Source organism: Nocardia sp. NPDC050175 (assembly GCF_044459885.1).
Lineage (GTDB): Bacteria > Actinomycetota > Actinomycetes > Mycobacteriales > Mycobacteriaceae > Nocardia.
Genome location: NZ_JBITJI010000001.1, coordinates 643,244 through 662,050 on the forward strand (window position 1 = coordinate 643,244; position 18,807 = coordinate 662,050).

Genomic DNA, 18,807 nt, shown 5'->3' on the forward strand with positions numbered 1-18,807 from the left:
ATCCCACCATCATGCTTGCCCGGTCGAGTACATCTCCGCTCCGGCGGGGGTGTCGATGGACACGATCGGCCGGATCGGCCCGAAGAGCTGGGGTGATCCAGGGACCGTTGTCGTGGACAGTGAGAGATATTCGGCGCCGGACGCTGACCTCACTGCCCACGACTAGCCTGGGCCCGGTGACTGATACAGAGCTGCCCTTCGGGTCATGGCCGACCGCTATCACCTCCGAATTTGTCGTCACGGCCGCGGTGCGGCTGTGGGAGGTACGGGCGGACGGGACCGATGTCTATTGGTCGGAGGGCCGTCCGGCCGAGGGCGGCCGGACCCAGATCGTGCGCCGCAGCGCCGACGGTACCGTCACCGACCTGCTGCCCGAGGGCATGGACGCGCGCACCGCGGTCCACGAATACGGCGGCGCGGCGTGGTTCGTGCGTGACGGCGTGCTCTGGTTCACCAACTGGGCCGACCAGCGGTTGTACCGGCTCGAGCCCGGCGATGTGCCCGTGCCGCTCACCCCGGTCCCCGCCACGCCCCGCGGCGACCGATACGGCGACGGCGAGCTCGCCCCTGATGGCAGTACCGTCCTGGCCGTCCGCGAAAGCCATCCGGCCGATGGACGCGGCGCGATCGATGTTCGCAACGAGATCGTGCGCCTGGCCGCGGACCGCGAGTCGCAGCCGGAAGTCTTGGTGACCGGACCGGATTTCGTCGTCGCACCCCGGCTGAGTCCGGATGGGGGTTCGCTCGCACTGGTGTCGTGGGATCACCCGTCCATGCCGTGGGACGACACCGTACTGCGGGTGCGTGATCTCGCAACCGGCACCGACACCGTCATCGCGGGCGGGCCGGGCGAATCGGTGATGGAACCGCGCTGGCAGCCCGACGGCTCGCTGCTGTTCCTCGCCGACCGCAGTGGCTGGTGGAATCTCTACCGCTGGACACCCGGCGGCACCGTCACCCGCGTGATCGAGCTCGATGCCGAGATCGGTATGCCCGCTTGGCAATTGGGCTCGTCCCGCTACACCGTCCTCGACGACGGCAGCATCGTCTTCGCCCGCTGGCGCGACGGCTATGACGGCCTCGGAGTACGCCACCCGGATGGCGCGGTGGCCGACCTGGACCTGCCCTTCTCCACGATCACCGCGATCGCGCGTGCCGATGCGAACGCCGTTGTCGTCGTGGCGGCCACGCCGACTACCGAATTCGGCGTCTACCGCGTCGAATTCGGCGCTGGCACACCACAGGTCGAACCCCTCCGCCCGCCACGCGAGCTCGGCCTCGACCCCGCAGCGATCTCGGTGCCCGAGCCGATCTCCTTCCCCTCGACGGACCGCACCGGCGCACCACGGACCGCGCACGCACTGTTCTACCCACCCGCGAGCAACCAATACGGCGGCCCGGCAGGGGAACTGCCACCATTGTTGGTCATAATCCACGGCGGCCCAACGGCTTCCGCGCTGCCCACGCTGTCGCTGGGCACCCAATACTGGACCAGCCGAGGATTCGCCGTCGTCGACGTAAACTACGGCGGCTCAACCGGATACGGCCGCGAGTACCGCGACCTGCTCAAAGACGCGTGGGGCATCGTCGACGTAGCCGACTGCATCGCCGCGGCCAGCTGGCTCGGCGAGCACGGCCGAGTCGACCCACAACGGCTCGCCATCCGCGGCGGCTCGGCAGGCGGCTACACGACGCTCGCCGCCCTCGCCCGCCCGGACACCCCCTTCGCCGCAGGCGCAGACCATTACGGAGTCGCCGACCTCGAAGCCCTCGCCGCCGACACCCACAAATTCGAAAGCCGATACCTCGACGGCCTCATCGGCCAATACCCTGCCCACCGCGACATCTACCGCGACCGATCCCCCATCCACCACGTAGACCAACTCCGCAAACCCCTGATCGTCTTGCAGGGCAGCGACGACCCGATAGTCCCACTCAACCAGTCACAAATGATCGTCGAAGCCCTACGAGAACGACGAATCCCGGTGGCCTTCCTCGTCTTCGAAGGCGAGCAACACGGCTTCCGCCGCGCCGAGAACATCCGCCGCGCCCTAGACGCCGAACTGAGCTTCTACGCCCAGGTCTTCGGATTCAAGCCACCCCCGGCCGAAAACATCGACCCGGTAACCGTAGAAAACCTCACCTGACACCCACCGACTATGGCAGCGGAGGCCAGGCCGGCTCCCCGGAATGCGACATGGTTCGGATCATCTCGCCGGGCGGGGGCTGGATGTTGTCCTGCGCCACCAGATTTGGAATATCACGAGGTGGGACGGTCGACCGCACCCCACACACTGGACATTCCAGATAATGATCGGCACTCACGGAAAAGAGCGGAACGAAGAACAACGTGAATTTGGTGACGAACTTGCGCAACCCGTGCGGCCCACTACACCGGCAAGTGCCGCAGTAGACCGTGAGTGTGGCGAGCGTATAAACCTGCCGCTGCCAGCCGTAGATGAGCACCGAACCTCCAGAGTCGCAACAAAAGAACAGAGGAGCATACGACATCACGCGGGTCGTTGGGCTAGCGATCCGAGCCAGGTAACGAGTCCATCAGGGCTGCAAGGGTTTTCCTATCCACGGTGACGGAAGAGGTGTGGTCCCATACGATCCGCCAGCCTGCGGTCGCGCGCCGCCAGGTCAGTGAGCTGGTTGCGCGCAAGCCGGTCTCGGTGCCGTCGGCGGACACGAGCCGCGCGATGAAGACCAACCGCGAGGCGGCGAGGTCGCCGGACACCAGCACGTGCGGACCGTCGGCGAGTCGATGGTCCGCCACCACCAGCTGCTCGAAGACCGGCTCCCACAGTGACCGGTATTCCTCGGTACTGCGCGCCACGCGGTGCTCAGGGTCGGCGTCGTCATAGAGCAGAACGTCCTCGGCTTCCCAGTCGTAGAACTCGCCCTGGACTACACGGAAGTCGAACGGCGGGTCACCCTGCTTGCGGTCCCAGCCCCACAGCCACCGCAGATGGGCCGCCGCAACGGTTTCCACGGCGGTCACAGCGCGGACACCGTCGGCATAGACCCGGTCTTCTGCATCATTCGCTGCTCGTCTCATCCGTCGATGATCGGCAGCGAACAGCCGGACCACCAGGCCGCGCGCCTCCTGGTAGTGGAGCACCTACCCACGGATCACGAGGCAGGCAAGCTCCCGATCGCCACAGCGTCGTACGTCGGGGCGGCGGGCTGTCCGTACTCCCTCGGTCTCAACTCAGTGGTGTGTTCCGTGGTCGGCACGGATGTGACCGTGGCGGCCCGAATCTAACTTTATGAGCATGGAAATCAACGCAAACATCAGCACCGACATCAACATTCACCTCGAGGTGGCCGACCCCCAGGCCGCCGCCGCGATCTACGACGCCGCGTTCGGACTCGGTGACCGGCTCGGGTTCCGGGCTGCACAGGCACCGACGACCGGCTTCCGCGGCTTCATCTTGTCCCTGGTGGTGTCGCAGCCCTCCACCGTCGACAGCCTCCTCGGCACCGCGGTCGACGCCGGGTTCACCGTCCTCAAGCCCGCGAAGAAAAGCCTCTGGGGCTACGGCGCAGTGCTGCAGGCGCCGGAAGGCACGATCTGGAAGATCGCCACCTCGAAGAAGAAGGACGAGGGCCCGTTCACCCGCGAGATCGACGACATGGTGTTGCTGATGGGTGTGACGGATGTGAAGGCCAGCAAGCAGTTCTATGTCGATCGCGGCTTGACCGCGTCGAGGAGCTTCGGCGGCAAGTACGCCGAGTTCGCGAAGCCGGGCTCACCGGTCACCCTGGCGTTGTACCCGCGCAAGGCTGCAGCCAAGGAGGCGGGAGTCGCCCTGGAAGGCAGCGGATCGCACCGCCTCGTCATGGACAGCGGCCTCGGCTCGTTCACCGACGCGGACGGGTACGTGTGGGATACCACCGCCTGAGCTGGTCGATCAGGCCCCGTCAGCTGCTAGGGACAGGCTCCGCGCCTGCTGATAGGGGCAGTCGGCGCGTTCGAATTCCGCCGCGAGGGCGGGCAGTCGGCCGCGGTCATCATCGAGTAGGGCACCCGCCCGTTCGACGATCGGACCGGCTATCGGGTTGCCGGACACCGTGGTCCGAGCCGCGGCGACGAAGCCGCGCGCATCCCGATGGCCGGCCAGGACCGCGGCTTCGGCACGAAGGGCGACATACCAGTGTCGCCAAATCCAAATGGTTTGCTCGTCCAATTCGTCTGGCTCGGTGGCCAGTTCGGCCAGTGCCCGTTCGGGTTGCCCACGATCGAGCAGCACGATCGCGTCGAACACGGCGCGGTAGGCGACCTGACGGTCGGACGTACCGCCGAGGGCATCCGCGATGGCCAGCCACTCGGCGCGGGCGGCGTCGTCACCGCGCAGACCGTGCGCCATCGCGACGGCCGCGGCGGCCGGGGCGAGACTGGGGACGCGGGGGCGGCCGGAGAGCTCCCAGGAATCGACGAATTGTCCACTGCCGGTGAGTACTTCATCGAGATTACCGAGCAGGGCGTCCACGACCAGCAGCGCGGAGCCGGCGAAATCGCCGCGCTCGGCCAGCAACGGCAGGTCACGCAGCTGTTCGGCCCAGCGGCGGGCATCCCGAAGGTCGCCGACTCCGATACCGATATCGGCCGACTCGGACAACGCGTTGACGCGTTCGAGGGCGCTGGCGGGCGTCACCGGCAAGGCGGCCAGTAAGGCGACCCGCCGACGGGTGGTCTCGGCGGCGGCGAAGACATCCCCGGCCCAGCACTGGGCCGCGGCGAGGGCGTCGAGCGCCGCGCTGCGGGCGAGCGGGTCGCCGGTGTGATCGGCCAGTTCGACCGCCCGTTGCGCGAGCGAGATCGCCACGGTGACAAGCGTTTCCGATTCTGACAGATCGGTGGATAGGATCGCCTCGGACGCAACGGTTTTCGACTCGGCGACGGCGAGATCGACGAGCACACCGCATTCGGCGAGGGCCACGGCGGCAACCGCGGCCGGGTCCGCACCGGCGAGTTCGCGCGCCTCGGACAGCAGCGCCGCGGCCTCGCCCGCCGCAACCGGCTGCGCGAAGGTGTCGGACATGCGATAAACGGTGATCGCGGCGGTCGCCAGATCCCGGGCTGACGCCGCGGAATCGCCTGCACCGCCGATGGTTTCGGCGGCGGCGCGATAGAGGCGGTACATGTCCTCGCCGCGCATCCGGCAACCGGCCACCTCGGCGGCCCGCCGCAACGCCGCAGCGGCGGCGACCGGGTCATCGGTCAGCGCCGCCGCCTGTTCGTAGCGTCGCTGGGACTCACCGATCAGATTTCGACGGAAAGCCAACTGCGCCAGGGAAATCGCCAGGGCGTGCGCGTCGGCCCGACGTTCGGGCAGCACCGCCGCCCAGGTCAATGCCGCGCGCATATCGTCGGCGACGGCATCGAACGCGGAGCGCCATTCACGGGTGGTCGGCGCGGGATCGGCGACTAGCTTATCAGCGGTCGCCGCGCACCAATTCAGGTGGTGCGCAAGGACTTCGTCGAGTTCACCGGCGGTGGCCAGTTCTTCGCGTTCGTATTGGCGAATGGTCTCCAATGCCCGGTACCGGGTGCCGCGCGCGGCGCGCACCACGGTGAGCAGGCTTTGTTCGGTGAGCCGAGCCAGCCCGTCGGCGACCGCGATCGGATCCAGTTCCGGCGATCCCGCCACCGCCATCGCGTCGGCGGCGGTGAACGGCGCGACGAACACCGCGACCCGCCGCAAAACGCACCGATCCTCGGCGGTCAGCAGCGCCTGGCTCCAATCCAGGGTGGCCCGCACGGACTGATGCCGTTCGTCGGCGCGGCGGCCACCGACCAACAGCCGCAACGGATCCGCGAGGCTCGCGCCGAGTCCGTCGAGTCCGAGGGTGGGCAGCCGAGCGGCCGCGAGTTCGATGGCCAACGCCAGCCCGTCGAGCCGTCCGCAGATCTCCTGCACCTGGTCCAGCTGCTCGGCGTCCACCGACCAGCCCAGTGCCGCGGCCCGATCCAGAAACAAGGCCACGGCGTCTTCGGCGTCATCGCCGAGCGACAGCGGCGGCACCGGGTAAACCTGCTCGAACGGCACCATGAGCCGCGCACGGCTGGTGGCCAGCACGGTGACGTTCGCACAATGCGCGAGCAGGTCTTCGATGAACGGCACCACCCCGTCGAGCAAATGCTCACAGTTGTCGAGCACCAGCAGCACCCGACGCTCACCCAGCGCGGCCGACACCGAGTCGTCGAGGCCGCGCCCCTGCTGTTCGCCGAGCCCGAGCGCCCGCGCCACCGCGGCCCCGGCCATCGCCGGGTCGGTCACCGGCACCAGGTCCACAAACCATGCGCCGCCGGTGAATTCGCTGGAAACGTCCGCGGCGACAGCCAAGGCCAGCCGCGTCTTGCCGACTCCCCCGGGCCCCAGCGCGGTCACCTGGCGATGCGTCCGCACCGCCTCGCGCAGCGAGGCGCGTTCCCGCTCGCGACCGACGAACGACGTCAGCGGCGCGGGCAGCACGGCGACCGCCGCGCCACTGTCCGCCGCCTGCTCGAACTCGCTCGCCCGGCCGGCCAGCGCCCGCCGGTCCGCAACACCGACCTTGCGCAGCAGCGAGGACACATGGGTCTCCACCGTGCGCACGGAAATGAACAGCTGCGCAGCTATTTCGGCATTGCTGCGATGTTGCCCCACCAGGGCGAGCACCTCGGCCTCACGGTCCGAGATCCCGGCGGCAAGCTTCGACTTCGACACGCCCTCATTCTCACGTACTGCCATTTCACACGCGCGGGAGCACCCGGGTGGGCCACTCAGTAGTGCGTTCCGTGGTCACCACGGATGTCACGCCGTCTCGCCGGAAATAACGTATATCCCATACCGACCAGCACAAACACAGGAGTGAACATGACCGCCACCGCAGCCAAGGGCATCAAGACCGTGCTGCACCCCGTCTCCGATCTGGCCACGGCCACGGCCGTGTACACCGCCCTGCTCGGTGTGCCGCCGCAGATCGAAGGCACCTACTACGTCGGCTTCGAGATCGACGGTCACCACATCGGCCTGGTCCCGGACGGTGGCCCGCAGGCCATCACCACCCCGGTCATCTACTGGGAGGTGCCCGATATCGAGACCAAGCTGGCCGAACTGACCGCCGCCGGCGCGACGGTGCAGCAGGCCCTGCGCGATGTCGGCCAAGGCCGCCGAGTCGCCGAGGTCATCGACCCCGACGGCAATGTCATCGGTCTGCTCCAAGATCGCTGACCCCCCACCGAAACCGACCCGAAAATCCCACGGAGGAAACAGCAATGACCACTCGCACCGCCCCCAAGAACAAGCCCACCGTCGGCTTCTCCGCCGAAGAGCTCGCCGCCATGAAGGACCACGCCCAGGAACTCGGGACCGCCGCCCGCCGCGGCGCCCGCGCCACCAAGGCCGACGGCACCGCGGACGTCCTCGCCAAGATCGCCGAAATGAACGACTCCGACCGCGCGCTGGCCGAACGCATCCACGCCATCGTCACCGAACACGCCCCGAACCTCACCCCCAAGCTCTGGTACGGCATGCCCGCCTACGCCAAGGACGGCAAGATCGTCTGCTTCTTCAAGTGCGCCGAGAAGTTCAAATCCCGCTACGCCACCCTCGGTTTCGAAGACAAAGCCACCCTCGACGAGGGCACCGTCTGGCCCACCTCCTTCGCCCTCACCGGCCTCACTCCCGCCGACGAACAGATGATCGGTGCACTGGTGGCGAAAGCCGCGAGCTGAGCCCTCGGCCGAACAATAAGGAGAAAGATCATGAAGTTTCGCACCCACGTCGAGCCGCCCGAACCTATGCGCGGTCTGGAAGTTCCACCCGAGGTGGTCGCAGCGCTCGGCGCGGGCGCGCGGCCACCGGTGACGATCACCATCAACGGGCATTCCTGGCAGAGCCGGGTCGCCCTCATGCGCGGCCGCCACCTGCTCGGCCTCAGCCACGCCAACCGGCAGGCCGCGGGAGTCGAGATCGGCGACGAGATCGAGGTCGAGCTGGAGCTCGACACGCAGCCGCGCGTCGTCGTCGAGCCGCCGGACTTCGCCCGGGCCCTGGACGACGACCCCGTCGCCCGCGCCGCCTACGACAACCTCGCCCATAGCCGCAAGCGCGAGCACGTGCACGCCATCGAGAGCGCGAAGAAGCCCGACACGCGTCAACGGCGGATCGAGAAGGCCATCGCCACCCTGCGGGGCTGAAAGTTCTATGGTCTGCGGATGGGCCTCGACGCTGGATATCAGGCGATTCCTTACGATCCGCTGCTGGAACGTGCGATGCACGATCGTGCGGCGGCCGAGGATGCGATTGTGTTGTTCAGCAGGTTGGCAACCGAGGATCTGGCCAATTCGCAATACCGGGACGATCCCCTCTGGCGGGAGCTGGCACCCATCGCTCGGCAGCTAGTGCGCGAGCGACCCGGCATCCTCGATCGAAACTTCTCGACGCGGGCGTGGGATGCCGTCTATTGGTTACTTGCGCCGAACCGGCGGGAGGGCGCCGAGCGGAATCCGAGCGGGCTGGCCGAGATCACCGTATTCGGGGCCGAACCGTTTGCGTCGGGTGCGACTGCGGGGCAAGGGATTACGCTCCGATTTGTCCGCCCGACCACTGCGCGGACCGTCGCCGACTATGTGGAGAACAGTGTGGACAGCGCGGCTCATCTGTTCGACGCTGACGCGATGGTGGCGTCCGGTGTCTATAAAGGTGCGCAGAAGCGCGAATACCTTCTTGATCTGCTGGCCGAGTATGCGAAGTTGTATCGGCTTGCCGCCGACCTGGACGAATGCGTGCTGGTGACACTCGACTGAACCAGGTGATCGGCCCTTGCCCCGGCAGCCCGATGCGCCCCGAGAACCATCTGCCGCGGCGTGTCGTATCGGGGATGGTCTGGTCGGATATCCGCTCTGAGCGACGACGCCTGGTAATTGTGCGTGGTACCGGAGTCTGATGTGCGGTAGTACCGCAGTCCAATGTGTCTGCGGTCCTTGCGTTCCTACCGTCGGATCATGCGTTTACACACCTTCGTTCTCCCGATCTGCACGGCCGCGGTGCTCCTGTCCGCCTGCACGACGCACCCGGCCGACGCCGCCCCTTCGGTTGCGCTCGTCCGCGCGGACAAGGTGCGCGGCGACCTCGACGCGCTGATCGGGACGGGTGCGGTCGGCGCCATCGCCACCCTCACCGACAACGGCACCGCTACCGTCGTGACCGCCGGCCGCACCGATATCACTGCGGGAACACCGATCCCGACCGACCATCCCGAGTATGTCCGGATCGGCAGCATCACCAAGACCTTCACCGCCGCGATCGCGCTGCAGCTGGTGGCCGAACACCGAATCGACCTCGACCAACCGATCGACACGTATCTGCCCGGACTGCTCACCGGTGACGGCGTCGACGGACGCACCATCACCGTCCGCCAGATCCTGGGCCATCGCAGCGGTCTGCCCGAACCGGCCGAATCCCCAGCGACGAACGAGCACACCGCGGCACAGGACGGCCGAACCTACACTCCCGCAAAGGAAATCGCCCTCGCCCTGCAACATCCCGCGCAGTTCGCCCCCGGTACCCGATTCCAATACGCCAACACTAACTACATCGTCGCCGGCATGCTGATCGAGGCGGTGACAGGACACCGCTACACCGATGAGCTGCGCACCCGCATCCTCACTCCGCTGGGCCTGTCGCACACCTACCTACCGGACACCGGCGAAACCGGTTTGCGCGACCCGCATCTGACCGGCTACGACACCGTCGACGGCACCGTCACCGACCAGACGCTCATGGAACCCTCGCTGCCCTGGGCCTCGGGCGCACTGATCAGCACCGGCGCAGACCTGAACCGATACTTCACCGCGCTGCTGGCCGGGCAGGTAGTACCGCAGACCCTACTGCGGCAAATGCTCGACGGCAGCGACATGGGCAACGGCGACGGCATGTCCTACGGACTCGGCATCGGATACACCCAACTACCTTGCGGCGCACAATATGTCGGCAATGTCGGTGGCGTCCACGGTTTCACCGCCATCACCGGCGCCACCGCAGCCAGCCGAGCGGTCACCATCTCCTTCACCGGCACACCCACGACCCTGGACATCGGCAGCTTGCTGGACCACGCACTGTGCGGGTGACCATCCCGAAGATGTCTCGGCAGCAGACAAACTCCGCCGGCCTTAGGGATCGGCATGACCACTGAAGAAATGCGGTGCGTCCGAAACAGCCAACGCAGGATGATAATCCGATGCCCACCCTGCTCTCGTGTATGGATCCGCTCAACCAGCGCCGCACCGATCCCCATTTCGCCGCCGAGACAGCCGCCGCCCGAGCGCTCGGCGCGGACATCGGGCTGATCGACCACGATCTGCTGCTGGCCGGCGACGCCGCCGCGGCGGTACGTTCCGTGCCACGCGATCGCGGACCGGCCTGGTATCGCGGCTGGATGATCCCCTCGACCGCATACGCAGCGCTCGCCACCGCCCTCGCGGCCCGCGGCACCCCCTTGATCGTCGACCCGGCGTCCTACCAGGCAGCACACGAATTACCCGGCTGGTACCCCACATTCGCACCCCTGACCCCGCCAAGCCGCTGGCAGCCCAACTCGCCGGACCAGGTACCGGACACCGCCACGCTCTCGGCACTCGCCGCCACACTCGGCCCCGGCCCCGGCATCGTCAAGGACTACGTCAAATCAGCCAAACACGCCTGGGACACCGCCTGCTACATCCCCGATCTCGCCGACACCACCCGCCTACGCCAGATAGTCGCCGCCTTCATCGCCGAACAAGGCTCATACCTGGCCGGCGGGATCGTGCTACGAACCTTCGAGCCATTCACCACCGATGACCAAAGGGCCGCCGAGGCCAGAGTGTGGTGGCTCGACGGAACCCCCTTGCTGGTCGGCGCCCACCCCGACACCCCCGACCAACACCCCACCCCAGCACTGGACAACATCGCCGATCACGTAAAACAGCTCGCCGCACGCTTCATCACCACAGACCTCGCCCTACGCACCGACGGCGTCTGGCGGGTAATCGAAGTCGGCGACGCCCAGGTCTCAGACCTCCCCACAAACACCGACCCCAACCTCATCATCACCGCACTACTCAATGCCCCGCACCCCAACGACCCGAACCAGTACTGACATGCGCACCAGAATGTAGACATCGTGGCGGCGGCTCCGACGTTCGGGTATGGATGGGTCAGCCGGACGCATCCGTAATCGCCGAGGAGCTGCGATGAAGTACGTGATCCTGATTCACTCGAACCCACAGCCTTGGGGGCATCCGACGGGTGATTATCTGCCCGAGTTCCAGGCGATGCCGCAGGTAGAGCGGGAGCGGATGACCGCCGATTTCGAGAAGTTGCTGGGTGAGATGCAGGAGAAGGGTGAGTTGGTGACGGGCGAGGCGCTCGGGGCACCCGAGTCGTCGCGGCTGTACCGGTGGGCTGACGGGAAGCCGCTGGCCACCGATGGTCCGTATTCGGAGGCCAAGGAACATTTGGCCGGGTTCTTCCTGATCGATGTCGAAAACCACGCTCGCGCCGAGGAGATCGCCGCACAGTTCGCCGGTCCTGGCGAAACCGTCGAACTGCGGCCGACGATGTGGCCGGGCGGCGACGATCAGTGAGTAATCGGGCGGTGGAGGACGTGTGGCGGCTCGAGTCGCCGCATGTCCTCGCCGCCCTGCTGCGCAGGCATGGCGACCTCGGTGACTGCGAGGACGCCGCTCAGGAGGCGGCCGAGGCGGCGACGGTGCAGTGGTCGCGCGACGGGTTGCCCGCGAATCCACGTGGCTGGCTGATCACCGTGGCGTCGCGACGATTGATCGACCGGCTCCGAGCCGACAGCGCACGAGCCGGGCGCGAGGAGGCAGTGGCCGTCGCACAGCCGAGCGACGCACATCTCGTGCCGTCGGCGGAACCAGGCGACGACATGCTGCAGATGTTCGTGCTGTGCTGCCATCCGAGCCTGAGCCGCTCCTCCCAGGTCGCATTGACCCTGCACGCCGTCGGCGGGCTTGGCGTCGGCGAGATCGCCGCCGCCTACCTCGTTCCGCAACGCACCATGACGCAACGGCTCACCCGAGCCCGGTCGACCTTGCGGACGGCCGGTGCGGTGTTCGAACTGCCGAGCCGATCGGACCTGCCCGCACGCATCGCGTCCGTCCTCGATGTATGCCATCTGCTGTTCACCGAGGGCCACACCCGTTCCGCCGGTGGCGCACTGGTGGACGGGAACCTGACCGACGAAGCGATCCGGCTGACTCGCCAATTGCATTGCGCGATACCGGATCACGACGAGGTCGCGGGCGCACTGGCGCTCATGCTGCTCACCCACTCCCGAGCCGCCACCCGCACCGAAAACGGCAACCTGATCCCGCTGGCCGAGCAGAACCGTTCCCGGTGGGATCGCGATCTGATCGCGGAGGGCGTCGGCATCCTGGAGCGAGTCCTGCCCCGCGGCCACGTCGGCCGGTTCCAGTTGCAGGCGGCGATCGCCGCCGTACACGCGGAGTCACCCACCTGGGCGAGCACCGATTGGCGGCAGATCAGCGTGCTCTACGACATGCTCGACCGAGTCGCACCCGGCCCGATCGTGACCCTCAACCGAGCAGTCGCCATCAGCATGGCGGACGACCCGAAGCACGGTTTGGACCTGATCGCACCCCTGCTCGACAACCCGGCCATGCGCCGTCATCACCGAACCCACGCGGTACGCGCACACCTACTGGAGATGATCGGCGACCAGGCCGGTGCCATCGAAAGCTACCGGCGCGCCGCACAACTCACCGCGAGCGTCCCCGAACAGCGTTACCTCAACGATCGCGTCCGCCGCCTCACCGACCCGGCCTAGTACACCCACCGCGGCCGCTTGAACATGCCCGACAAACGAGCCGTCCGCCGCCCGCTCCGGCGGATTCCATTCCGCAGCAGAGCCCACCGAATCCTCCCCGGCCCCTGCGTTTTTCCCGAACTCCACCAAGGTCCCACCCCTTGTTTCCATACAGGGGCGACATGCTCCGCCCCCGGCCCACGCGCAAGACCGTACCAGTGAAATCCGACAACCTAAGCCCGAATTGTCCGGTAGTCGGGAGTCACGGCCAGTTCTCGATACGAAACACCGTAATCAGGTCGGCCGCAGCACACTCGGAACCTACTGCCCCACAGTCGATCCAGCACACACCCGCACGGAAGCGATCTCGAGTAACCCGTCGAGTTCGACCTTACCGACAGTCTGCTCCGGCTCGACCCGAAGCCCGTCGCGGCGAGCGAGGTCGAGGATGCGTTCGGCCAGCGGCATAACCATGTGACGCCCCCAGCATCGTTCCGACGCAGGTCCGAACGGGAGGTAACCGGGGTGATTCTCGGGGTCGAGTCCGTCCCATCGCTCGGGACGGAATTCGTCCGGCGCCGCCCAGAGCCGCGGGTCGCGGTGGCTGAGCAAGGGCAGCAACAGCAGGTCGTCTCCCCCACCGATCCGCGCGTCGACGGCCGGATACTCAGATCCCTTGAGGCGCAGAATATTCCAGGACGGCGGCAACAACCGCAGGGTCTCGAGCAGAATGTTGCGATTCGAGGTTTCCGGATCCAGCGGCGACGCCAGCCAGAGCGCGCTGGTGACCAGGGCGGCCACCGTGAAACACACCGGCGCCGCGACCCGGCGATAGAGGTACATGGCGTACCGGCGATCGCGAAAACCATTGGCCTGGAACACCTGTGTCGCCAGCTTCGACAGCGGTCGCTGCTGTCCGGTCCGGCCGATCAGCGCGGCGCCTGAGGTGACCGCCGACCAGGTCAGCTTCGGCGTCAACTCGAGCCTGCGGTCAACCAGCAGCCGGAATCGGAGATCTTCACCGCCGAAGACGAGATCACGAACATAATCGTGCGGTCGCTGCGGCCAGATGCCGACGAGCGGACCATCGGCCTCGAGCGGAGCCTTCAAGGCAGAGCGCACATCCGCGCCGACGGCCTGCATGAATGCGGCGGAATCAGCCCGGCTGACCAGCCGTCGATGCACGGGCTTGAAGGTCGGTCGTTCGTCGTGCCGCGCGGGCCTGGCGCCGAGCACCGCGTCCAGCAGATCGGCTCCGGCAATGCCGATGGTGTCGGGCTCGAGGCGAAAAAGGTCCTCGCCACGGTACTTTTCGAAAAGTTCGGCGATTCGCGGCGCAAACACAACGGTCCGGATATCTCCGGCACTGTGCCGTATGGACATGACGAACTCCCGGATGACTGGACGGGACTCGCGCCCGCTACGGTAACCAGCGGGCGCGAGTGCAACAACTGCTTGGGAGCGTCAGATCCACCCGTACCAGGCGTACTTCTTCAGGCTCTTTTGCTGCTTCATCCGTTTGACCATACGTACGAGAGTCATGACTCCACCTCCGGTTGTGAGCGTGTCCGGTGAATGTGCCTGGATCGCAGGCACTCATCGAGCGTAAGCGAAACACGTTGCGCTCAGGTGCGTTTCGGAGAAGTTAGCACCGAATGATGGTCCTGTGACGCATAAATTACGCGTCCTACTTACCGTGGACATTGACCAATGCATACGCGGCGAATAACGAAGGCGCACTATGAATCTCGCGGCCTCGACTCGGATCGAAACGCTGGACGACGATTTTCACGCCAACCCGCACCGGTACTACCACCGGTGGCGCGAACAGGGACCCGTACTGCGCATCCACGCACCCTCGGGGGTAGTGAGCTGGCTGGTCGTCGGCTACGCCGAAGCCCGCGCGGCACTGCGAGATCCGCGACTACACAAGAGCGCGGACGGCATCGAAGAGCTCTTCCGCCAAAAGTATCCGGCGGCACCGGCGAATGCGCCGCTGGCCAACCTCGATCACAACATGGCCAATAGTGACTCGCCCCAGCACATCCGGCTGCGAAAGCTCGTCAATAAAGCCTTCACGCACCGAGCCATCGCCGAGCTGCGTCCACACATCGAGGAGACCACCCAGTCGCTCCTCGACGAGATGGCCGAACACGACGAGGTAGACCTGCTCGCGGCATTCGTTTTGCCGCTGCCGGTCCGAATGATTTGCGACATGCTCGGAGTGCCGCGCAGCGACGTACCAGGATTTGAGCAGTGGGCACGAGAGCTGTTCCAGGTCGTCGGCGACGAGCGCGCCGAGGCCTTCCGCGAGTTGCGCTCGTATCTAAGAGGATTGGTGACCCGAAAACGAGCTCACCCTGGTGTCGATCTGCTGTCCAAGCTGATACACGCCCGCGACAACGGCGACTCGCTCTCCGAAGTCGAGCTGTTGGACATGGCCGTCATGCTGCTGGTGTCCGGGCACGGAACGACGGTCGATCTGTTGACCACCGGTTCGCTCGCACTATTGCGCGACGATTCGCTCTCACATACGTTGCGCGCCAACCCTTCCGCGCTCCCCGCAGCCGTCGACGAATTCCTGCGGTTCGACGGCCCGATCCATTTCTCCACAATCCGCTACACCGCGGAACCGATACTGATCGGGGATACGGAAATCCCAGCCGGCGAATTCGTGCACATCGCCGTCGCCGCCGCGAACCACGACCCGGCAATTTTCCCCGAGCCCGATCGCCTCGATATCGGCCGCGATGCCGGCCAGCACCTGGGTTTCGGTCACGGCGCCCACTTCTGCGTGGGTGCCCCCTTGGCGCGAATGGAAGCAACAGTCGCCTTCTCGGCCTTGCTCCAACGCTTCCCGAACCTGCGACTGGCCTGCCCCTACTCGGACTTGGCCTGGCACAACAACTTCGGCTTCGCCACCCTCATCGAACTGCCAGTCCGACTGGGGCGCACCGAAGCACCGCGCCGCGCACCTGTCGAACCCGTTCCGGAGGCCTCAGCGCCCGAACGGTGACGCCGCACCTGCCCAGGATCCGCGCGCTCGAACGCGGATCCTGGGCAAGGCTGCTCACTACCCCTGACATGCCTTCGCGGCAGCCATGATGCGCGCCCTTCCTCGGCGCGAGGCCACCGACCCGCACCGCCTATGGCCGTTCTCCGCGTGCGAACGTGACGGCCGGGGCGGCCCCCACAACGACTGTCGTCCTCCGGCCACCCGCCCACGCGCTGAACTTTCGCGAGGTTCGCGGCAGGCCGAAGCCTTTGCACCGCAAAAGTTCTCGATCATCGCCGGATCAGTGGGCGACGGACCGCCACGCAACCCGGTACCGGCAGGTGCGGTTTCGACTGTTCCTGCGCGAAGCATGGCGAATTACGCCCACAGGATCTACCGTGGCGGTACAGATCATCCATGCACGGGGGGATTTCATGGATCTCGGTTTTCACCTTTCCGATTTCGAAATCGACGGCGGTACTGCCGCTATCGCCGGTGAACTGGCCCGGGTCGGTGCGGCGGCAGAAGCCTCGGGCGCCACCTGGTTGTCGTTCATGGACCATTACTTCCAGATCGAGCTGACCGGCCTGCCGGCGGAGTCTGCCATGCTGGAGGGGTACACCACCCTCGGTTATCTCGCCGCGCACACCTCGACGATCGGCCTCGGCCTACTCGTCACCGGCGTGACGTATCGGCATCCCGGCCTGCTCGCCAAAATTGTGTCCACCCTCGATGTGTTGTCCGGCGGCCGGGCGATACTCGGCCTCGGCTGCGCCTGGTTCGAACGCGAGCATCGCGGGCTCGGCGTGCCCTTCCCGCCGGTCGCGGAACGGTTCGAGCGACTGGAAGAGACCTTGCGTATTTGTGCACAGATGTGGGATCCACAGAGCAACAAGCCATTTCGAGGCAAGCACTATCAACTGGCCGAAACCCTCTGCTCACCACAACCGATCAACCGGCCCAAGGTCCTCATCGCCGGTGGCGGCGAACGTAAGACCCTACGACTGGTCGCGCAATACGGTGACGCCTGCAACCTCGTCGGCTCGTCTCCCGAGGATGTCGGACACAAGCTCGACATCCTGCGCCGCCATTGCGACGACGTCGGCAGGGACTACAACGAAATCCGCACCACAATCGTCGCCAGCAACCCACGCCCGACCCCCGCCACCCGCGACGAATTCGTCCGGGGGATGGCCGATTACGCGAAACTCGGCGTACACGAAGTCCTCGTCATCCCGATGGGCGGCGCACCGGCGGCGTGGATCGATGGCATGGCACCTGCCGTCCCGCAGCTCACCGAACTCGGGTAGCGCCCCACGTCGGAGCGGCGGATCCCCGCAATGTCGCGTGCCATCAGGCAAGATGCCAGACATGAAGGTAATCCTCTTCGGCGCGACCGGCATGATCGGGCAAGGGGTGCTCAACGAGTGCCTGCGGGACGAGCGGGTCGAGCAGGTCCTCGCCGTCGGGCGCAGCTCGCTGGGCATCGACAACCCCAAGCTGCGCGAGCTGGTCCAGTCCGATCCGACCGACCTCACCGCGATCGCCGACGAGCTGCCGGAATACGACGCCTGCTTCTTCTGCCTCGGCGTCTCCTCCGTCGGCATGAAAGAGGAGAACTACCGCCGGATCACTTACGACCTGGCCTTGACAGTCGGCCGCACACTCGCGGCCGCCAACCCGGCGCTGGTCTTCATCTATGTCTCCGGACAGGGCACCGACAGCACCGAGCGGAGCCGCACCATGTGGCAGCGAGTAAAAGGAAAGACCGAGAACGATCTGCTGGCACTTCCCTTCCAGGCGTACATGTTCCGGCCCGGATTCGTACAGCCGATGGACGGCGTGGTCTCCAAGACCCCGCTGTATCGCGCCGCCTACGCCGTCACCGGCCCACTGATCCCGTTGCTCAAACGGCTGGCACCGAATGTGGTCAACGACAACCGCGAGATCGGTCGCGCCATGATCGCCGTCGCAGCGTCCGGATCCGACACTCGCGTGGTCACGCCCCGAGAGATCACCGCACGCGCTACGCCCTAGAAGCTCCGTACGCCGCGGGAGATCACCACACGAGCTACGCCTTCGTGGCACCGAGGCATCGGACTCGCGCTGGACGTGGAACTGCAGGCACTGCCCCTAGCGCAGGTCAGCACTACGCGCATAGTGCCCGGGCGTCGTGCCCAGAATGCGTTTGAAATGCCGGATCAAGTGCGGTTGGTCATGAAAACCGGTGGCTGCGGCCACATCTCGCGCAGACATGCCGCCGAGCAACAGTGGGCGAGCATGATCGACCCGACGGGAGATCAGATACTGGTGCGGCGGCATGCCGAACTCGCGGCTGAACGCCCGAATGAGGTGGGTGGGGTCGGCGTGCAACACGGCCGCGGCCTCGGTGAGCGAAACACCTTCCGCGGTACGGGAATCGAGCAGTTCGCGCAGTCGGTGCGCCAACCCGGGCTCGGCGCGCCGGGCCGGCGGTTCGGTGCCGCGCAGCAGGTCGCCGAGCCGGTCGTGGATGAGCGCAAGGCGACTGGCGGCCTCTAGTTCGTCGCCGACGTGGCCGAGTGCCGTGTGCAACTCGCGCACGCGACGGTGCAGCAGCGGGTCGGTGAAGGTAGGGCTGTCGACAGCTCGGCCGATCATCTCCTCGGGCAGATGGGCGTCGTCGAGGTACAGCACCCGCTTGCGGAATCCGTGCGCGGTCGCGGCCTGGCCGTTGTGCGGAACATGCGGCGGCAGCAGCGAGACCACCGAGCCGAGGGCTCCGTGTTCGTGCCGGTCGAGGTCGTAGCGGACCGCGCCGTCGTCGACGATCAGCAGCGTCCAGGAGTCGTGGGCGTGCATCGGGTAGACGTGCCCGATGAAACGGGCATGAAAGACCTCGACGATGCCCGGCACCCGCGGCTGCCAGGCCCTGACCTGCTCGACCGCGCCGCCAACCATGCCAGGATCGTACAAGCCTCGGCGGGCCGGTCGGCGGCAGAGTCATC

At 66.5% G+C, this 18,807-nt stretch carries 19 protein-coding genes; 14 read left to right on the top strand and 5 right to left on the bottom strand.

Annotated elements, in window-relative coordinates; translation table 11 throughout:
- The first annotated feature begins 176 nt into the window (after positions 1-176).
- Positions 177-2,147, top strand: a complete 1,971-nt coding sequence (locus ACIBK2_RS02910) for a S9 family peptidase (RefSeq protein WP_396962962.1) — start codon at positions 177-179, stop codon at positions 2,145-2,147.
- A 380-nt stretch (positions 2,148-2,527) separates the two neighbouring features.
- On the opposite strand, the gene ACIBK2_RS02915 is transcribed toward ACIBK2_RS02910, so the two are convergent.
- A complete protein-coding gene (locus ACIBK2_RS02915) occupies positions 2,528-3,004 on the bottom strand; it encodes a YybH family protein (RefSeq protein WP_396962964.1) in 477 nt (158 codons plus the stop codon).
- Between the two features lie 63 nt (positions 3,005-3,067).
- Between ACIBK2_RS02915 and ACIBK2_RS02920 the strand changes: the two genes are divergently transcribed.
- Together ACIBK2_RS02920 and ACIBK2_RS02925 are read left to right on the top strand one after the other, a co-directional pair.
- Entirely contained in the window at positions 3,068-3,268 is a 201-nt protein-coding gene (locus ACIBK2_RS02920) for a hypothetical protein (RefSeq protein WP_396962966.1), read from the top strand.
- Positions 3,269-3,278: 10 nt separating this feature from the next.
- Entirely contained in the window at positions 3,279-3,908 is a 630-nt protein-coding gene (locus ACIBK2_RS02925) for a glyoxalase (protein ID WP_396962968.1), read from the top strand.
- A gap of 9 nt (positions 3,909-3,917) precedes the next feature.
- On the opposite strand, the gene ACIBK2_RS02930 is transcribed toward ACIBK2_RS02925, so the two are convergent.
- Entirely contained in the window at positions 3,918-6,716 is a 2,799-nt protein-coding gene (locus ACIBK2_RS02930; RefSeq protein ID WP_396962970.1) for an ATP-binding protein, read from the bottom strand.
- Between the two features lie 150 nt (positions 6,717-6,866).
- On the opposite strand from ACIBK2_RS02930, the gene ACIBK2_RS02935 reads away from it, so the two are divergent.
- From ACIBK2_RS02935 to ACIBK2_RS02970, 8 genes are all read left to right on the top strand, one after another.
- On the top strand, positions 6,867-7,223 hold the full coding sequence (locus ACIBK2_RS02935; protein WP_396962972.1) for a VOC family protein: 357 nt from the start codon (positions 6,867-6,869) through the stop codon (positions 7,221-7,223).
- 44 nt (positions 7,224-7,267) lie between these two features.
- On the top strand, positions 7,268-7,726 hold the full coding sequence (locus ACIBK2_RS02940) for an iron chaperone (protein ID WP_396962974.1): 459 nt from the start codon (positions 7,268-7,270) through the stop codon (positions 7,724-7,726).
- A gap of 30 nt (positions 7,727-7,756) precedes the next feature.
- Positions 7,757-8,191, top strand: coding sequence for a YdeI/OmpD-associated family protein (locus tag ACIBK2_RS02945; protein ID WP_396962976.1), 435 nt, complete (start codon positions 7,757-7,759; stop codon positions 8,189-8,191).
- Positions 8,192-8,209: 18 nt separating this feature from the next.
- On the top strand, positions 8,210-8,800 hold the full coding sequence (locus tag ACIBK2_RS02950; RefSeq protein WP_396962978.1) for a DUF1877 family protein: 591 nt from the start codon (positions 8,210-8,212) through the stop codon (positions 8,798-8,800).
- Between the two features lie 198 nt (positions 8,801-8,998).
- Positions 8,999-10,123: a serine hydrolase domain-containing protein gene (locus ACIBK2_RS02955; RefSeq protein ID WP_396962980.1), complete on the top strand. Its 1,125-nt coding sequence runs from the start codon at positions 8,999-9,001 to the stop codon at positions 10,121-10,123.
- A gap of 110 nt (positions 10,124-10,233) precedes the next feature.
- Positions 10,234-11,133, top strand: coding sequence for an ATP-grasp domain-containing protein (locus ACIBK2_RS02960; protein WP_396962982.1), 900 nt, complete (start codon positions 10,234-10,236; stop codon positions 11,131-11,133).
- Between the two features lie 94 nt (positions 11,134-11,227).
- Positions 11,228-11,620, top strand: coding sequence for a YciI family protein (locus ACIBK2_RS02965; RefSeq protein ID WP_396962984.1), 393 nt, complete (start codon positions 11,228-11,230; stop codon positions 11,618-11,620).
- A complete protein-coding gene (locus ACIBK2_RS02970) occupies positions 11,617-12,846 on the top strand; it encodes an RNA polymerase sigma factor (protein WP_396962986.1) in 1,230 nt (409 codons plus the stop codon). The genes ACIBK2_RS02965 and ACIBK2_RS02970 overlap by 4 nt, the downstream gene beginning before the upstream one ends.
- Positions 12,847-13,146: 300 nt before the next feature.
- Here the strand turns inward: ACIBK2_RS02970 and ACIBK2_RS02975 are convergent, their stop codons facing one another.
- Positions 13,147-14,208, bottom strand: a complete 1,062-nt coding sequence (locus ACIBK2_RS02975; RefSeq protein ID WP_396962988.1) for a cytochrome P450 — start codon at positions 14,206-14,208, stop codon at positions 13,147-13,149.
- An 81-nt stretch (positions 14,209-14,289) separates the two neighbouring features.
- Positions 14,290-14,367, bottom strand: coding sequence for a tryptorubin family RiPP precursor (locus tag ACIBK2_RS02980; RefSeq protein WP_218023992.1), 78 nt, complete (start codon positions 14,365-14,367; stop codon positions 14,290-14,292).
- 199 nt (positions 14,368-14,566) lie between these two features.
- On the opposite strand from ACIBK2_RS02980, the gene ACIBK2_RS02985 reads away from it, so the two are divergent.
- The 3 genes from ACIBK2_RS02985 (at position 14,567) to ACIBK2_RS02995 (ending at position 17,857) form a co-directional block, all read left to right on the top strand.
- Positions 14,567-15,841, top strand: a complete 1,275-nt coding sequence (locus tag ACIBK2_RS02985) for a cytochrome P450 (RefSeq protein ID WP_396962991.1) — start codon at positions 14,567-14,569, stop codon at positions 15,839-15,841.
- A gap of 413 nt (positions 15,842-16,254) precedes the next feature.
- Positions 16,255-17,130 (top strand): LLM class F420-dependent oxidoreductase, encoded by an 876-nt coding sequence (locus ACIBK2_RS02990; protein ID WP_396964016.1) that lies wholly within the window; start codon positions 16,255-16,257, stop codon positions 17,128-17,130.
- A 61-nt stretch (positions 17,131-17,191) separates the two neighbouring features.
- Positions 17,192-17,857 (top strand): epimerase, encoded by a 666-nt coding sequence (locus ACIBK2_RS02995; protein ID WP_396962993.1) that lies wholly within the window; start codon positions 17,192-17,194, stop codon positions 17,855-17,857.
- Positions 17,858-17,953: 96 nt separating this feature from the next.
- On the opposite strand, the gene ACIBK2_RS03000 is transcribed toward ACIBK2_RS02995, so the two are convergent.
- On the bottom strand, positions 17,954-18,760 hold the full coding sequence (locus ACIBK2_RS03000) for an AraC family transcriptional regulator (RefSeq protein WP_396962995.1): 807 nt from the start codon (positions 18,758-18,760) through the stop codon (positions 17,954-17,956).
- Between the last annotated feature and the right edge of the window lie 47 nt (positions 18,761-18,807).